This is a genomic window from Corynebacterium aurimucosum, assembly GCF_046895345.1.
Taxonomy (GTDB): domain Bacteria; phylum Actinomycetota; class Actinomycetes; order Mycobacteriales; family Mycobacteriaceae; genus Corynebacterium; species Corynebacterium aurimucosum_G.
On record NZ_CP160096.1, the window covers coordinates 2,396,840 to 2,412,045 of the forward strand.

The window sequence follows — 15,206 nt, forward strand, 5'->3', positions numbered from 1 at the left end:
CTGGGGATCTACGGGATGAGGCTGATTCCGCCGAGGATGATGAGCGCCGCAAGGGCCACCCAAACCTGGTCCCAGTCCGCGGTGCTCGTCGGGGCTGGACCTTCGGCCTTCTTGAGCAGCACGGCTTTCTGGGCCTTGACCGCGCGGGCGGTGAGGATGGGGAAGATGGCCATGGAACCAAGACAGAGCAGGGAGGCGGCAACCATGGTGAGGGAACTATCGGTGGCCAGCCACAGGGCGAGTCCGCCGTTAATGAAGGCGGAGCGCCCGAGTCCCCAGCGGTTATACTCGCGCAGGCCAGCCCGCACCGCTGAGGGGCCGCCGCCCATCGTGGTCGGCAGCATATAGCCCATGACGCCGATGAGCAGTTGGGCGCCAAAGCCCACGACGAGCGCGAGCATGGGAATCTTTGGCTCGCTGGAGAAGAAGTGCTGGGTGGTGTAATAGATCAGACCGCCGAGCAGCCAGAAAGAGGAAAAGAGCACGGAAAGTGCCGGGAAGCTAATGCGTCCACGCGGATCACGCACCACGGTGAGGGCGTTGACGAGCCAGCCCTGCAGGCTGAGCGCCCAGCCCAGGCAGTAGAGGATGAGACCGACCTGCGGAACATTCCAGATGCTGCCCACCGCAGTAGCGATGACGCCCAGCCCCAGCAGGGTGAAGCTTAAGCTCATGTGCGGATTGATTCCTTTGGTGCGCCAGATGGAGGGGAACAAGATGGTCAGTGAGCCGGCTGCCGCAAGGCCCACGAAGCCGCCAATATTGGCAGCCACGTGGGCGATGAGTAGGCGCGGATGGGAGGGATACGTCGCGAGGAAAGCGCCCAGGGTGGCGCCCACGGCAAGAAAGAAGGCGGAGGCCACATAAGCAGCAACGACAGGGCGGAATCGTTTGGATTCCGCGCGGCGCCATAAGGCAAAGAGGGCCGCGCCGTGCCAAGCCACGGCAGTCGCAACGAGTGTGGCACCCACCTGCGTAAGCAGCCAGTGTCGTTCCCAGGCTTCGACGAGCATCTGACCTACGAGGGTGAAAATAGCGCCTGTGTTCAGCAGATAAATGCGTGCGAGCTGCCGGGGGCGGGCAGAAAGAGGTACTTTGAGCTGCACGAACTTCTCGGTGAGATGTTGGGACCACACCACGATGCTGTTGCTGAGGATGCCGAGCGTGAAGAGGTGGATGAGGACCCAGCGGTAGTTCGGAATAAAAGTATGGGTCGCGCCCGCGAGGAGAAAAACCATCATCCACAGGCTGACCGGGCGGGATGCTTTCCGGTGCCATGTACGCGGTGACCACTTATCCATAAAACACGATTTTATCCGGTTTTTCTCACGGCCCAACTCAGCGCCGCGATACCCGCTGCGAGGGCTGCATAGACGGTGATGAAGCCGGTCCACGACAGGGAGTCAAAGAGCGCGCCGGCCAGCGCGCCCAGGATAGAACTGCCCAGGTAGTAGAAGAAGACATAGAGGCTGGAGGCCTCCGCGCGGTCGTGGGTGGCAATGTGTCCGACCCAGCCCGAGGCGGTGGAGTGTGCGGCGAAAAAGCCGATGGTAAATAACACGATGCCCAGCAGGGTGGGGATCAGCGAACCCATACACAGAGCGATGCCCACGGCAAAGAGCGCGCAGGAGAGTAGAAGCGTGTTGGCGTGGCCTACTTGGGTCACCAGCCGGCCAGCGCGCGCCGAGGACCAGGTTCCGGTGAGGTAGAAGAGGAAGACCAAGCCGGCCAAGCCCGGCGAGAGGTGGAAGTGGTCGATGAGCCTAAAAGCCAAGAAGTTATAGAGGGAGACGAAGGTGCCCATCGCCACGAAGGCCACGATGAATAAGGGGATCAGGCGTGTGTCCCGGGCATGGCGGAAGATGGCGCGCAGCTCCGAGCGGAAGTGGATCTCCTTCGGGGTGAAATTCTGTTGGTAGGGCAGCAAGATCGCTGCGATGATGGCCAGGATGAGTGTGACCAGGCTGGAGCCTGCCAGGGCCCAGCGCCAGGACGTGAGCTCGAGAAGCCCTGTCGGGATGAGACGGCCGGTCAGTCCGCCGATGGTGGTGCCGGCGATGTACAAACCCATGGCGCGGGCCACGTAGGAACTTTCTAGCTCCTCCGAAATCCAGGCCATGGCGGTAGCAGGTGCGCCGGCGATGACGGCTCCCTGGAGCGCGCGGGTGGCGATGAGAATTTCCGGGTTGGGCGCTAGCGGAACAAGCATGCCGATGAGCGTGGCCGCGATGGTGGAGACGAGCAGTAGTTTTCCGCGTCCGATGTGCTCGGAGATGATGGACACGGGGATCACGCAGATGGCCAGTGTGCCGGTGGCTGCCGAAATGGTCATGGCGGCTTCCGTGGGGGACATGCCCATGTCCTCCACCAGGGTGGGCAGCATGGCTTGTGTGGGGTAGAGGCAAGAAAAAATTGCCAGGCCCACGAAGAGCATGGCAATGGTGGCGCGCCGCGTTCTGGTCATGCATCAAGCATGACCTAGCGTGGGTTATGTGTAAAATGTCCGAAAAGTGCTTAAACCATGCGGGGTGTGCATGAATCTGGAGGATGTGCGCGGTGTTGTCGCCGTGGCTGAGCAAGGACTCGTCGGCGCGGCTGCCGACGCGCTCGGGCTCTCCCAATCCGCGCTGACCCGCCGGGTGCAGCGCATCGAAGCAGAAGTGGGGGCCAGCCTGTTTGAGCGCAGCGGCCGGCGCCTGCGGCTTAATGCCCGCGGCCGGGCCTTCGTGGAACACGCGCGGCGGCTGCTCATGTCGGAAGCCGCCGCGCGCGATGCCGTATCCCGACTCATGGATCCGGAGCGCGGTACCGTGCGCCTCGATTTCATGCATTCCCTGGGTACGTGGATGGTCCCGGAGCTACTCAAGGCTTATCGCGCCAGGCATCCGCACGTGGATATTCGCCTGCACCAGGGGGCGGCGCGGGAGTTGGTGGACAGAGTAGCGGCCGGCGAGTCCGACCTAGCGCTGGTTGGTCCCCGACCTATAAACCCAGGCCCGCTGGGTTGGCACCAGCTCAAGCTGCAAAGGCTCGGCCTGGCGGTCCCGGAAGGGCATTGGGCGGCAGGAAAAGACAATGTGCGCATGGAAGATTTCCGCGATGAACCCTTCATCGGCATGCTGCCGGGCTATGGAACCCGCATGCTTCTCGATTCCCTGGCGGGCGAGGCCGGTTTTAGCCCTCGCCTCGTCTTCGAATCCATGGAGCTGACTACCGTGGCCGGCCTCGTGGCTGCCGGGCTGGGATCGGCCCTGCTGCCGCTTGATGACCCGTATATAAAAGCCCGCAACCTCATTCCCTTAGAACCAGAGGCCTACCGCGAGCTGGGTTTGGTGTGGCGCGAGGGCGATGATGCCCCGCCGGTGGAGCACTTCAAGGATTTCGTTGTGGCACGCACCGCTGACTAGCGATCGAACGGCAGCGCGGCCGCCAACGCGCGGAGTGCTTCAGGGCTGGAGATCTCGTGTGGCAGCCTGGCACTGGTGCTCCCAGGCGGCGGAGTGCCTTAACGGATAGGCCAACTGCCCAATATGACGAAGATCCCTCTCGGATCTGCAATGGCGGCGCATAACTTTGGCGGATCGGGCAGTTGCGGTCTGGATATCGGGGTTGGGTGGTCCTCCGCAAAGCCTGTAGAGGGAGTCACAACGCGAAACCGCGCTGAGCCTCAATGAAGAGGACCCAGCGCGGTCGAAACTATATGGCCTTAAAGGAGGCCAGAGTGCTTACTTGGTGGCAGCAGCGTAACGCTCAGCAACGTCATCCCAGTTGAAGACGCTCCAGACAGCCTTGACGTAATCAGCCTTCACGTTCTTGTACTGGAGGTAGAAGGCATGCTCCCACATATCCAGCATCAGCAGCGGGGTGAAGTTCACGGAGATGTTGCCCTGCTGATCGGTCAGCTGCTCAATAATCAGGCGGCCAGCAACGTGGTCGTAGCCCAGAACTGCCCAGCCGGAACCCTGCAGGCCGGTAGCAACGGCGGAGAAGTGAGCCTTGAACTTCTCGAAGGAGCCGAAGTCACGGTTAATAGCCTCAGCCAGCTCGCCGGTGGGCTCGCCGCCACCGTTCGGGGAGAGGTTCTTCCAGAAGATGGAGTGGTTGGTGTGGCCACCCAAGTTGAAGGCAAGGTTCTTGGACAGAGCGCGGATGGCGTCAGCATTGGCTTCGCCGTTGCGCTGCTCCTCCAGAGCCTCGAGCGCAGCGTTAGCGCCAGCAACGTAGCCAGCGTGGTGCTTGGAGTGGTGCAGCTCCATGATCTCAGCGGAGATGTGCGGCTCCAGGGCATCGTATGCGTAGTCGAGTTCCGGAAGTTCGTAAACAGCCATTTGTTTCATCCTTTCTTTGGGGTACGAGGCCCCATGGTAGGGGCCGGATGAGAATTTGGCCACAATAATTTTTCTATGGGAGAGGCCGTGAACAAAAACCTGGATTGTGGGCAGCGCAGCGGAGTATAAGGGGAGGACAACACTAAGCGAAGGAGAACCCAGCATGTTTCTTTTCAAACCAGAACCCAAGCTGGTAGCAGCGGAGGACGCCCTTCCCGGGCGCGCCGAGCCGGTTTTGGACAACCCGCAGCCCCATGCGGTGCTAGGCACTCCGATTACTGGACCGTGGAAGGAAGGGCAGAAGTCCCTCATCATCGCCATCGGTTGTTTCTGGGGCGCGGAGAAGATGTTCTGGGAAACCGAGGGGGTGGAGTCGACGTCCGTGGGCTATGCGGGCGGCACCACGCCTAACCCGACCTACTACGAGGTCTGCCGTGGGCTAACCAACCACGCGGAGGCGGTGCAGGTTACCTATGACCCGCAGCGTGTGAGCCTGCGCGACCTTGTGGTCAAGGCCTTGGAAGCCCACGATCCGACTCAAGGCTTCCGCCAGGGCAACGACGTGGGCACGCAGTACCGCTCGGCGTTCTACCCGGAGACTGAGGAGGAACGCGAGGAGATTCAGCAGCTTGTGGATTCCTACGCAGGCAAGCTTGCCGACGCCGGCTTCGGCGCCACCACCACCGAAGTCACCCTCCTCAGCGAGACAGACTCGGGAGAGTATTACCTGGCCGAGGACGAACACCAGCAGTACTTGCACAAGGTGCCCAACGGTTACTGCCCGCACCACAGCACCGGCGTGAAGTGCGGCTAACATGGTGAGCGCACGTGCGTGCGGCTAGAGTTGTTTGCGCACATGCGTGCGGAAGTCGGAAGGTTTGTTGAGCTGGTCGCGCTCCACAAAGTCCCGCATGCGCTCAGCTAGCTCCGGAGTGAGCTGGGTGCGGGTTTGGGATCCGAGGACGGAATCCCAGTACCAGAAGGTTTCCTCGAAGTAGTTGTGCCCGTGGCCGCCCGGCACGTTGAGCGAGTTGATCTGGTCCAGTGCTACCTGCCAGAAGGTGATGAACGGATGCCAGCGCAGGTTTTTAAAAGTATCTGCGTACAAGGTCTGCGGGGTGGGCTCGTGGATCCAGTTGGGACGAGCATAAATGAGCTTGCTGTCCCACCACACGATGGCGTCAGAGGCGTGCTGGCCCACCGCCACGCGCGGGCGTTCCCAGGGGCCGTAGGGTTCGCCGAAGGCATCGTGCTCCATATGGGCGGGGACAGCGGCGAAGCGGAGGTGCCGGCCGCCGTCGATAAGCGGCAAGCGCTCCAAGGAGCCGCGTTCACGGTGCAGGCGTCGCATGAAACTGGTCATCCGGGGCGGCCCAGTGAATACCGCGCCATCGCACGCCGCGAGCAAATCTTCGACCGTCTCGTAGTTTTCCACGATGGCATAGCAGCCCAGGGATTCGCCGCTTAAATACAACTTGGGGCGGTTGTCCTCGGGCAAGAGCGTGAGGCGGGCGTGAACAGCGGCGATGAGCTCGCGTGCAAAAGTGCGGGAGAGGTTCTTATCCACCAGGTAGGAAAACATGGAGGGCAGGTAGTCGAATTGCAAGGCCACGGTGGCGCAATTGCCGCGCGTGAGGAATTCATAGCCACTGACCGAATAATTATTGATCCAGCCTGAGCCGGAGGGCATCTGCAGCACGATGGTGTCGCGGTGGAAGGCCCCCGTGCGGTCCATCTCCGCCACCGCGTGGCGGGCGGCGGCGTGCGGACCACGGCCGCGGATGAGGCCGATGTAAATGCGTATTGGTTCGCGCGCCCGGTCGAAGTGCATGACCTCTTTGATGTCTTGGGCGCGGGGGCCGCGGTCGAGAAAAACGCGGCCCTGTGAGCCGACAGCCGTCCACTGCTCGTGGGACCATGGGCTGCCCGAGCGTTCCGGCTCCCATGGCATGACAGATCCCGGATAGACGAGCTTGTTGAGGGCAAGGCCCTGGACAGTGGCTTTGCGGAGCAGCCGGCGCCAGACCATGCGGTCGCTGGCCACGGCCGCGGCGAAGCCCACCGCGCCGCCGGCTAGGGGCCAGGCAATCCACCGGGGCAGCCAACGCTGCACCTGGAGAGAAAGCTGAGTGACGGTAAGCTGAGCCGCCTCCCCTACGATGAGCAAGGCGCCGTAGCCTGCGGTACCCACCATCATGCCTAGTGCGGCGGATTGCGGGCCGCGGTCATTGAGTTTGCCCACGAGGCGGGCCTGCTCTGCTTGGTTGCGCAGGGAGCGTATGCCTGCGATGAAGGTTCCGAGCCCCAGTAAATAGTAGGAATAGCGCCGAGTGGTGGGGCCGACCCGATCCTGGGGGCGCCGGCCCGCGTGGCGTAAGGCGCGCTTGGCTGCGAAAGCCGCGGTAGTGGCGGCGAGATGTCCCGCGCCTTGGCCGATGGCCACGTTGGCAGCGGTAACCCACCACGGGCGTGGCAATAGCGACGGGGAGACGGCTGCCCAGGTCGCTACTTCGGCGCCGAAGAGCCCGGGCCACATATTTTGCGGCAGGCGTCGCCTGCCGGTCATGCGCATTCCGGGGGTGAGATCACTGATGAGCTCCAAGGAAAAGATGGCTGCCTGAAGTCCCGTGCGGGCGGTTTTGAGGGCGATGCGGCGCGCAAGTTGACGCATGCTGGCCATTGAACCAGCTTTGGGGTGGACGTGCAGTGATGTCACCGATCAGACCCAATCGGGCATAAAAATGTGAGATCGGACTACTTAACCTGTGAATTCGGGCGCATAACGAGCAAAACTCGGACATGAGGGGCACAATAGGAGTCATGGGAAATCATGTTGGAAACAAAGTAGTACTCATCGGCGCTGGCGACGTTGGAGTTGCTTACGCCTACGCTCTGGTCAACCAGGGCACTGTTGATCACCTGGCCATCATCGACATCGACGAAAAGAAGCTCGAGGGCAACGTCATGGACCTCAACCATGGCGTCGTCTGGGCCCCGTCCCGCACCCGCGTGACCAAGGGCACCTACGAAGACTGCAAGGACGCCTCCATGGTCGTCATCTGCGCCGGTGCCGCTCAGAAGCCCGGCGAGACCCGCCTGCAGCTCGTGGACAAGAACGTCAAGATCATGAACTCCATCGTGGCGGACGTCATGAAGAATGACTTCGACGGCATCTTCCTGGTCGCCTCCAACCCGGTGGACCTCCTGACCTACGCAGTATGGAAGGCCTCCGGCTTCCCGCACCAGCGCGTCATCGGATCCGGCACCGTCCTGGACTCGGCCCGCTACCGCTACATGCTCTCTGAGATGGATGACGTGGCACCGACCTCCGTCCACGCCTACATCATCGGTGAGCACGGTGACTCCGAGCTGCCGGTCGTCTCCTCCGCCAACATCGCAGGTGTCTCCCTGTCCCACCGTTCTGAAAAGGACCCGGGCTACAACGAGCGCATCGAGAAGATCTTCGAGGACACTCGCGACGCTGCCTACCACATCATCGACGCTAAGGGCTCCACCTCCTACGGCATCGGCATGGCCCTGGCCCGCATCACCCGCGCGGTCATCCAGAACCAGGCCGTCGCCCTCCCGGTCTCTGCCTACCTGCAGGGAGAGTACGGCCACGAGGATGTCTTCATCGGCACCCCAGCCATCGTTGACCGCTCCGGCGTCAACCGCGTTATCGAGCTGGCCCTCGATGACCACGAGAAGGAGCGCTTCGAGAACTCCTTCAACACCCTCAACACCATCAAGGAAGAAATCTTCGACTAGTGAAGATTGTCGCCCACAGGGGATACTCCGGGAAATATCCGGAGCTATCCCCTCTTGCCTTTGAAAAAGCGCTCGAACTTCCCATTCATGGCATCGAGTGCGATATCCGCCTGAGCAGCGACGGCAAGGTGGTGGTTCATCACGATCCCACACTGGACCGCACCACGAATGGCTCAGGACGAGTGTCTCGGATGACATGGGAGGAGCTGCGCCGCCTGAAGATTGGTGGTGGCCAGCGCATGCTGCTTCTCGACGAACTCCTCGACATGCTCGGGGATAAGAAGCACCACCTCTACATTGAGACCAAGCATCCCTCGGGGCAAGGCGACATCCTCGAAGAACAGATGGTGCTGCGGCTGCGCTACGCAGGGCTTCTCGACGACCCCCGGATCCACATGATTTCCTTTTCCCACCGGGCCATTCGTCGAATGGCAGCACTCGCCCCGCACGTCGACCGCATCTACCTGCGCCGCGATTGGGAGCGCCACGTCAACCGCCCGGATATCCTGTTATCCCAGCCCACTGGCTTAGGTATGTCGCTGTTGCGCGGCAAGCTCCAACCTGGTGCCATCGGCGCGCATGGTCTGCCCACGTACATGTGGACCATCGATAAACCCGAGGACATGAAGTGGGCGTGGGCCAACGGGGTAGATATTCTCGCCACGAACCAGCCAGAAGTGGCCCTGCATGCCATTGAGCTGTAATGAACAGGTAAGTTGTTCAGTATGGCCAAGAAGAAAAAGAAGAACGAACAGCTGCCGGAGGGCATGTCCCGCCGCCAAGCTAAGCTCGCTGCCCGCGCCGCCGAGCGCGCTGCCCTGGAAAAGGACCCCCGCCCCTTTGGCGGGCTCGCCGCTGAGGCTAGCCTCGTCGCTTTGCAGGAATTTGTTCCTTCCGCAACGGCGAAGCTGTCCGTCAAGGGCTTTGACAAGGATGTCTACGTCACCACCGTGCTGCCCGGTGCTACCGCGGCGCTCATCCGTGATGAGGAATCCGGTGGAGAGGCCTTCGTGGGCCTGCAGGTACAGTCCCACACTCACAACCCGGGCCGCGACTTGGCTTTTGCCCTGAACTGGGTGAAGAACAACGCGCCGGGCTCCACCCTTGAGTCCACTGCCGCTGATGGCTCCCAGCCGGAGCTCAAGGAGCTGCTGGAGGAGGACGCCGAGCTGGAGATCAACGTCTACCAGGACTTCGCGTGGTGGATGCCGGAGGGCGCGCAGGTCCCGCCGCACATGGCGCAGGCTCTGCAGCGCGCCAATGATTCCGTCATCGAGTCCTACCAGGTGGGCCAGGAGGCCGAGGGCTTTGTCGGCACCGCCTTCTGGGCTAATGCCGGTGGCGGCAAGGCGCATATCCGCTGGGTCCGCCCGTGCGATGACGAGAATGCTTTCCTTAATGCGCTGGCGCGCATCGCCGCTCGCGGTGAGCTCAACCTGGGAGAAAACACCAAGTTTGCCGGTGTCTTCCGTACCCACGGCCTCATCGCTCCGGTCTTCGACCTCGACCCGGAGGTTGCGCACGACTCCTACGAGGCAGAGCTGTCTCGCGTGAACAAGGCGCTGGAGAAGGAGATTTCCAACGACGCTAACCTCGACGCCGATGAGCGCAAGCAGCTGCAGAACATCAAGTCCCGTCAGGTGACGCTGCGCTAGTACTTCGGTGCCTTCGCCCCGAGGTGTGGGTACGAAACGATCAAATAAGGCTCCAAAACCCTTGGTTTTGGAGCCTTATTTGATCGAAATGACCGGCCGGAGTCTTAGCGCAGGGAGTCCCAGAGGGCTTGGGCCTCGGCGTCATCCCAGAGGACAACATTGCCCACGACCGTGTCCTGGAAGCCGCCGATCGGCACAGTCTTCGTCTCCACACCTGAGGCCATCGACAGTGCCACGCGGGCAAGGTGCCACACGTGATCCTTCTCGTTGACGATGAAGGAATCTGCAGTGTGGTTAACCAGGGAGATGGCCTTGAAGGGGTTGCCAATGGTTGAGAAGGACGTTGCCTTATCCAGCAGCGCGGCGAAGAACTCGCGTTGGCGCTCCACACGGTCCAAGTCACCCATCGCGGTGGCGCGGGTGCGCACATAGCCGAGCGCGTCTGGGCCGCGGAGCTTTTGACAGCCCGCTTGGAGGTCGATGCCGGCAAGTGGATCGTTGATGGGCTCCTTAACGCAGATGTCTACGCCGCCGACGGAATCCACGACGTTTGCCAAGCCGCCCATGCCGATCTCCGCATAGTGATCGATGTGGAGGCCGGTGGCTTGTTCCACGGTTTGGGTCAGCAGCTGCGGGCCGCCGTAAGTGAAAGCGGCGTTGACCTTGTCCATGCCGAAGCCTGGCACGTCGACATAGCTATCGCGTGGAATGGAGACCAGCTCGGCCTTTCCGGAGCTGGGGATGTGCAGCAGCATGATGGTATCGGTGCGGCCGACGCCCACATCGCCACCGGTGCCTAGCTCCGCCTGTTGTTCCTCGGTGAGGCCCTGGCGGGAGTCTGAGCCCACCAACAGCCAGTTCGTCCCAGAGGTCTGCGCCACCTGCTCGGTGGGCAGGGCATCGATGCGGGTGAGGCGTGAATCCGTCCACAGGGTAAAAGCCACCATGAAGACGAGGGCGATGACGACGAGCCAGCCCAAGCAACCGAAAGCTTGCTTGGCCGGGTTGACCTTCTTGCGGCGGCTATGTGGGCGTCCCGCGGAACGCCCGCGGGAGGGAGCCTGTGGGGAGTAGCTGCGTGGCGGTGCGTCGGGGCTTCGCCGGTATGCGCTGGCGGCAGGTTCCCGGGTGGGCGCGCTCTGGTGGGGCGTTGGGCGAGCGGGGGAGTGCTGGGCCATGTAGGCGTCGACGTCGAAGCGGGTTTCCTCTGGCCGTGAGCTACGCGGGCTGGGGCGCTGGGTGCGTGGGGAATTATGAGACGGCGTGCTGCGCTGTGTGGATGGACGGCGGCGCACCGGACGGCCGTAGCGATCACGCAAGGGCTGCCCATCAGCACCAAGGACAAATTCGCCCGCGTCCTGGCCGGAGGCATGTGAGGCGCGCGGGCCAGCCGGGTCGTAGGGGCGGGAAGGCCTCGCAGAATCAGCGGAGCCCGCGCGGCGGGGAGTGCCGTGGGGCTCGCCAGCACGGCGAGCTTCGCGCTCGGGATCGCGTCCTTGGTAGGTCATGGGGAACACTGTACCGCGAAACCACTTGCGCCCCACCTATCCCACAGGGCGCGGTGGTGGTCTTTTCGGCGCGACGCTGTCCCGGGCACCGCTTAGGCACCGAAGAGGAGTGCGTAACCGACGAAGGCGATGGCATCGATAAGAAAATGCGCGATGACCAGAGGCCATACCTTGCCCGTGCGGTGGAAATACCAGCCATAAAGCAAGCCCATGATGATATTGCCAAAGCCGGCGGAAACTCCCTGGTAGAGGTGATAAGAACCGCGCAAGATAGAGGAGGCGGCCAGCGTTGCGGGTAAGGCCCAACCACTCTGCTTGAGCCTGATCATGAACCAGTACACCACCACCAGTTCCTCCGCCCAGGCATTAGCGAAGGACTTGATGAGCAGCACCGGGATCTCAATCCACGTATCGAAAGCTCCCGGGACCACCTCCTTGGTCCAGCCGAAGTGCAGCGCTATGTAATACAACGCCAGACCCGGTACCCCGATTACCGCCGCCAACGCCGCGCCGTGCAGGCCGTCCCGCCACTGTGGGCGGGGCGGAAAAGAAATCAAATAAAGGGCAAGCGCTCCCCAGGCACACAGTACGGCGGCACTGCAGAGCTGGAAGGCAAGGTCCAGTAGCGAAGTCGCCGACTGCGAGGCGTTGATGGTGACCGATTGCTCGTTGAGCGGGGCCGGGTTGAGCAGGGAATCGGTCAGCCGCAGTACGGCGCGCACACCCGAGATACCAAAAGTGATGGTGAGGACGATGAGGATTTCCGCGCGCAGGCGTGAGCGCGCGGTCATGGGTGAAGCACCTGGGCGAGGCCGAGAAGGGAGGACTCGTCAAGCGTGAGTGAGCCTAGCTGCACGCCCACCGGCGGGTGATCGCGCACCGGCCAGGGCACAGAAATAGCGGGCAACTGCGCTACGTTGAACAACGATCCCCACGGTGACCACCGCGTTTGCTCATCGAAGTTGGCTTGGTGCTCCAGCGCCAGGAAGTGCCCGCGCCGGGGTGGATCGAAGGCCAGCATGGGGCTCAAGATGGCGTCGACTTCCCACTCTTGTGCCAGCATTTCCGGCAGCTGCGCGGCGTGGGCGCGGGCCGCGGCAAATTCGGAGTCCGTAACGCGGCGGCCTTTCGCACGGATCCACTCCGCGTAACCCTCCGCGAAGTCAAGGCCGGCCAGCCGGCGACTAAAGATGTGCTGGAAGGCCTCAAAGGTGCGGGTGGCCTGGGGATAGGGGGAGATAGCCACGGTTTCGAAACCCGCGCCTTCAAAGGTGGCGGTGGCCTCTGCGACCGCGCGCAGCATGTGCGGGGCCACCTCGGCTTGAGCGAAGAGGGGATCCGTCAGCACGCCGATGCGAGCGCGCCGGGCACGCGGGGTCAGGCCGTGCAGTGTTGCGGTATCGGCGATGCTGCGCGTGATAAACCCCTGCACCGAGAGATCCTCGCCGGCGGGTTTAAACCCGACGACACCGCAGGCGGCAGCCGGCACGCGAATGGAACCGCCACCGTCGGAGGCATGCGCAGCGCGCATGAGGCCCCGGGCCACCTGGACCGCCGCCCCGCCGGAGGAGCCGCCCGGGGTATGGCCCGGGTAGAGCGGATTATCCGGGTGCGGCAGGCCTACAGGTTCGGTGTCCACACGCAGGCCCAGCTCGGGTGCTGCGGACTTGCCGATGATGAGCGCGCCGGCGTCGATAAGCTCTTGCACGAAAGGATCGGTCTCCTCCGCCACGTAGGCGCGCTCGGCATGCCCGAGTGTGGTGGGCATGCCGGCGACGTCATTAAGGTCCTTGACCGAGAGAATCCAGCCGCTCAAGCGCCCGTGCGCCTGCGGCCGGCGCTCGAGGTCGAGGTACGTGAAGCCGTGCTCCGCAGGGCTCAGGCCAGATAGATCCTCGCGCAGCTTGTCCAGAGTGAACTCGGTGCTCTCCATGGCGGCTCAGTTTAGTAGTTGTCTGAGATAAAGTTGCTGTCATGAGCACCACGATCGCATTCCTCGGGCCCGCTGGAACCTTCACGGAAGCGGCGATGCAGCACTTCGCCGCAGATTTTGATTCCCCCGAGGGGCTGCCGGTGAGCTCCCCGGCCGAGGCGCTGTCGGCGGTGCGCACTGGTGCGGCGGATTATGCCTGCGTGGCTATCGAAAACTCCGTGGATGGGCCGGTGACTGCCACCTTTGACGCGCTTGCCGACGGCTCCCGAGTCCAGATCTACCGTGAAGTAGACCTGCCAGTGTCCTTTTCCATTCTGGTGCGCCCCGGCACGTCCTCGGAGACTCTCCACACCTTCTCCACGCACCCTGTGGCCTACCAGCAGGTGCGCGGTTGGTTGGAGCAGAACTTGCCGGACGTGGAGTATGTTCCGGCGGCGTCGAATGGCGCGGCGGCGCAGGCCGTGGCGCGCGGGGAGGTGGATGTCGCTGCCGCTCCTGCCCGCGCAGCGGAGGTCTTTGAGCTGGATTCTCTTGCGGAGAACGTGGCAGATGTCGCGGGAGCCACGACGCGGTTTGTCCTCGTGGGACCGGCCGGAAAGCCGACCGAACGGACCGGCAACGACAGGACGTCCGTCATCTTCACCCTGCCCAACGAGCCCGGCTCCCTAGTGGGGGCCCTACAGGAATTCGCGCATCGCGGGGTGGATCTCTCCCGCATCGAATCCCGCCCGCTGCACACCGTCTTCGGTAACTATCGCTTCCACGCCGATCTCATCGGGCACATTGAGGACCAGCCGGTGGCGGAGGCTCTGCGGGCACTGTGGCTGCGGGCGGAGGACGTCGTGTTCGTTGGTTCCTGGCCTTCCGCGGTGGCGCTCGGGGAGGCCCCACGAAACTTGGCGCGTCTGCAAGAAGCCGATGAATGGGTAGCGCAGGCGCGCACCGGCCAATAGTGTGGTGAAGCATGACCGGAAGAATCATCCTCCTGCGCCACGGCCAGACCTTTTCCAATATTGACCGCGTTATGGATACCCGGCCCCCAGGTGCCGAGCTCACCGAGCGCGGCCGCGGCCAAGCGGAAGATGTCGGCCGCGAGTTAGCTGAACTGTGCGCGGGCCGCCGTGTGCGCTTTGTGTGTTCCATTGCCTTGCGCGCCCAGCAGACCGCGATGCTGGCCGCCCGCACCTTCGGCGAAGCCGCCGATGAGCGCACTGTTCCCGTGGAAGTGCGTACAGGCTTGCACGAGGTCTTCGCCGGTGAACATGAAATGAGCGGCAGCGAGGACACCCACCGCGAATACATGGTGGCACTGCGCGGCTGGCTCGACGGTGATGAGTCCGCTCGGATGCCTGGTGGTGAGAGCTACGTGGATGTGCTCGAGCGCTACCAACCGGTGTTGGAGGATCTCGCTGCGGAGCTGGAGGATGATGAAGACATCGTCGTCGTCAGCCACGGCGCCGCCATTCGCGTAGTGACGAGACATGCCTGCGGCGTGGACCCAGACTTTGCTTATACCGGCTACATGCCGAACTGCCGCTTTACCCTCATGGAGCCGCAGGGCCAGCCTTTCGGCCAGTGGATGCTCAAGCGCTGGGCTGATACCGAGGTTTAGTTTCTCGCGGCCACGGTAGGTTTCGGTGTGGTCACGCTAGGCGCCTAGCCCCAGCCGAGCTCGTGGAGGCGGTCCTCCTCGAAACCGAAGTAATGCCCGACCTCGTGGAAGACGGTCACCATGACTTCGTGGGCGAGCTCTTCTTCCGAGTTGCTGATGGCTTGCAGAGGCTGCCGGTAAATGGAAATGGTATCCGGCAGGTAGCCGGTGTGTGAAGCGGTGCGCTGCGTGAGCATGACGCCCTCATAAAGCCCCAACAGTTCAGGGTTCTCTGGGTGCTCTTCCTCGACGAGGATGACCAGGTTGCGCATCTGATCAACGAAGCGATCCGGAATTTTATCCAGGGCCTCGCCGACCAGTTCCTCGAAGCGTTCTTCGCTGACCTCGTACATGTGGCTATTT

The 15,206-nt window shown here is 62.8% G+C and carries 15 protein-coding genes; 7 read left to right on the forward strand and 8 right to left on the reverse strand.

Going from position 1 to position 15,206, the window contains the following annotated elements; all coding sequences use genetic code 11:
• Positions 1 to 8 precede the first annotated feature (8 nt).
• A complete protein-coding gene (locus ABZS45_RS11330; protein WP_412099907.1) occupies positions 9 to 1,301 on the reverse strand; it encodes a copper oxidase in 1,293 nt (430 codons plus the stop codon).
• A gap of 11 nt (positions 1,302 to 1,312) precedes the next feature.
• Positions 1,313 to 2,464 (reverse strand): MFS transporter, encoded by a 1,152-nt coding sequence (locus ABZS45_RS11335; protein WP_412099908.1) that lies wholly within the window; start codon positions 2,462 to 2,464, stop codon positions 1,313 to 1,315.
• Positions 2,465 to 2,534: 70 nt separating this feature from the next.
• Between ABZS45_RS11335 and ABZS45_RS11340 the strand changes: the two genes are divergently transcribed.
• A complete protein-coding gene (locus tag ABZS45_RS11340; RefSeq protein WP_412099909.1) occupies positions 2,535 to 3,407 on the forward strand; it encodes a LysR family transcriptional regulator in 873 nt (290 codons plus the stop codon).
• A 318-nt stretch (positions 3,408 to 3,725) separates the two neighbouring features.
• On the opposite strand, the gene ABZS45_RS11345 is transcribed toward ABZS45_RS11340, so the two are convergent.
• Positions 3,726 to 4,328, reverse strand: a complete 603-nt coding sequence (locus ABZS45_RS11345) for a superoxide dismutase (RefSeq protein ID WP_412099910.1) — start codon at positions 4,326 to 4,328, stop codon at positions 3,726 to 3,728.
• A gap of 163 nt (positions 4,329 to 4,491) precedes the next feature.
• On the opposite strand from ABZS45_RS11345, the gene msrA reads away from it, so the two are divergent.
• Complete coding sequence (msrA, locus tag ABZS45_RS11350) at positions 4,492 to 5,142, forward strand: peptide-methionine (S)-S-oxide reductase MsrA (RefSeq protein WP_412099911.1); 651 nt, start codon at positions 4,492 to 4,494, stop codon at positions 5,140 to 5,142.
• Positions 5,143 to 5,166: 24 nt separating this feature from the next.
• Here msrA and ABZS45_RS11355 read toward each other — a convergent pair whose 3' ends face one another.
• On the reverse strand, positions 5,167 to 7,008 hold the full coding sequence (locus ABZS45_RS11355) for an alpha/beta-hydrolase family protein (protein WP_412099912.1): 1,842 nt from the start codon (positions 7,006 to 7,008) through the stop codon (positions 5,167 to 5,169).
• Positions 7,009 to 7,148: 140 nt separating this feature from the next.
• Between ABZS45_RS11355 and ABZS45_RS11360 the strand changes: the two genes are divergently transcribed.
• The 3 genes from ABZS45_RS11360 to ABZS45_RS11370 are packed head-to-tail and all read left to right on the forward strand — an operon-like array spanning position 7,149 to position 9,751.
• A complete protein-coding gene (locus tag ABZS45_RS11360; RefSeq protein ID WP_412099913.1) occupies positions 7,149 to 8,096 on the forward strand; it encodes an L-lactate dehydrogenase in 948 nt (315 codons plus the stop codon).
• Complete coding sequence (locus ABZS45_RS11365) at positions 8,096 to 8,800, forward strand: glycerophosphodiester phosphodiesterase family protein (protein WP_412099914.1); 705 nt, start codon at positions 8,096 to 8,098, stop codon at positions 8,798 to 8,800. The genes ABZS45_RS11360 and ABZS45_RS11365 overlap by 1 nt, the downstream gene beginning before the upstream one ends.
• Before the next feature lie 21 nt (positions 8,801 to 8,821).
• The gene (locus ABZS45_RS11370) at positions 8,822 to 9,751 is read left to right on the forward strand and encodes a DUF5926 family protein (protein WP_412099915.1); all 930 of its coding nucleotides are present in this window, start codon (positions 8,822 to 8,824) and stop codon (positions 9,749 to 9,751) included.
• 104 nt (positions 9,752 to 9,855) lie between these two features.
• Here ABZS45_RS11370 and ABZS45_RS11375 read toward each other — a convergent pair whose 3' ends face one another.
• The 3 genes from ABZS45_RS11375 to ABZS45_RS11385 form a co-directional block, all read right to left on the reverse strand.
• A complete protein-coding gene (locus ABZS45_RS11375) occupies positions 9,856 to 11,259 on the reverse strand; it encodes an LCP family protein (RefSeq protein WP_412099916.1) in 1,404 nt (467 codons plus the stop codon).
• A gap of 92 nt (positions 11,260 to 11,351) precedes the next feature.
• Complete coding sequence (locus ABZS45_RS11380) at positions 11,352 to 12,050, reverse strand: CPBP family intramembrane glutamic endopeptidase (RefSeq protein ID WP_412099917.1); 699 nt, start codon at positions 12,048 to 12,050, stop codon at positions 11,352 to 11,354.
• On the reverse strand, positions 12,047 to 13,192 hold the full coding sequence (locus ABZS45_RS11385; protein ID WP_412099918.1) for an amidase: 1,146 nt from the start codon (positions 13,190 to 13,192) through the stop codon (positions 12,047 to 12,049). The genes ABZS45_RS11380 and ABZS45_RS11385 overlap by 4 nt, the downstream gene beginning before the upstream one ends.
• Positions 13,193 to 13,233: 41 nt before the next feature.
• On the opposite strand from ABZS45_RS11385, the gene pheA reads away from it, so the two are divergent.
• Together pheA and ABZS45_RS11395 are read left to right on the forward strand one after the other, a co-directional pair.
• Complete coding sequence (gene pheA, locus ABZS45_RS11390; protein ID WP_412099919.1) at positions 13,234 to 14,145, forward strand: prephenate dehydratase; 912 nt, start codon at positions 13,234 to 13,236, stop codon at positions 14,143 to 14,145.
• 11 nt (positions 14,146 to 14,156) lie between these two features.
• The gene (locus tag ABZS45_RS11395; protein ID WP_412099920.1) at positions 14,157 to 14,804 is read left to right on the forward strand and encodes a histidine phosphatase family protein; all 648 of its coding nucleotides are present in this window, start codon (positions 14,157 to 14,159) and stop codon (positions 14,802 to 14,804) included.
• A gap of 44 nt (positions 14,805 to 14,848) precedes the next feature.
• On the opposite strand, the gene ABZS45_RS11400 is transcribed toward ABZS45_RS11395, so the two are convergent.
• The gene (locus ABZS45_RS11400) at positions 14,849 to 15,196 is read right to left on the reverse strand and encodes a metallopeptidase family protein (protein ID WP_070718847.1); all 348 of its coding nucleotides are present in this window, start codon (positions 15,194 to 15,196) and stop codon (positions 14,849 to 14,851) included.
• Positions 15,197 to 15,206: the final 10 nt, after the last annotated feature.

What these genes read in the sequence shown, in the direction of transcription:
- ABZS45_RS11370 (WP_412099915.1), top strand. Translation starts at nt 8,822, where the DNA reads ATGGCCAAGAAGAAAAAGAAGAACGAACAGCTGCCGGAGGGCATGTCC.
- ABZS45_RS11375 (WP_412099916.1), bottom strand. Translation starts at nt 11,259, where the DNA reads ATGACCTACCAAGGACGCGATCCCGAGCGCGAAGCTCGCCGTGCTGGC.
- ABZS45_RS11330 (WP_412099907.1), bottom strand. Translation starts at nt 1,301, where the DNA reads ATGGATAAGTGGTCACCGCGTACATGGCACCGGAAAGCATCCCGCCCG.
- msrA (WP_412099911.1), top strand. Translation starts at nt 4,492, where the DNA reads ATGTTTCTTTTCAAACCAGAACCCAAGCTGGTAGCAGCGGAGGACGCC.
- ABZS45_RS11335 (WP_412099908.1), bottom strand. Translation starts at nt 2,464, where the DNA reads ATGACCAGAACGCGGCGCGCCACCATTGCCATGCTCTTCGTGGGCCTG.
- ABZS45_RS11395 (WP_412099920.1), top strand. Translation starts at nt 14,157, where the DNA reads ATGACCGGAAGAATCATCCTCCTGCGCCACGGCCAGACCTTTTCCAAT.
- ABZS45_RS11380 (WP_412099917.1), bottom strand. Translation starts at nt 12,050, where the DNA reads ATGACCGCGCGCTCACGCCTGCGCGCGGAAATCCTCATCGTCCTCACC.
- ABZS45_RS11355 (WP_412099912.1), bottom strand. Translation starts at nt 7,008, where the DNA reads ATGGCCAGCATGCGTCAACTTGCGCGCCGCATCGCCCTCAAAACCGCC.
- ABZS45_RS11360 (WP_412099913.1), top strand. Translation starts at nt 7,149, where the DNA reads ATGGGAAATCATGTTGGAAACAAAGTAGTACTCATCGGCGCTGGCGAC.
- ABZS45_RS11385 (WP_412099918.1), bottom strand. Translation starts at nt 13,192, where the DNA reads ATGGAGAGCACCGAGTTCACTCTGGACAAGCTGCGCGAGGATCTATCT.
- ABZS45_RS11340 (WP_412099909.1), top strand. Translation starts at nt 2,535, where the DNA reads ATGAATCTGGAGGATGTGCGCGGTGTTGTCGCCGTGGCTGAGCAAGGA.
- pheA (WP_412099919.1), top strand. Translation starts at nt 13,234, where the DNA reads ATGAGCACCACGATCGCATTCCTCGGGCCCGCTGGAACCTTCACGGAA.
- ABZS45_RS11345 (WP_412099910.1), bottom strand. Translation starts at nt 4,328, where the DNA reads ATGGCTGTTTACGAACTTCCGGAACTCGACTACGCATACGATGCCCTG.
- ABZS45_RS11400 (WP_070718847.1), bottom strand. Translation starts at nt 15,196, where the DNA reads ATGTACGAGGTCAGCGAAGAACGCTTCGAGGAACTGGTCGGCGAGGCC.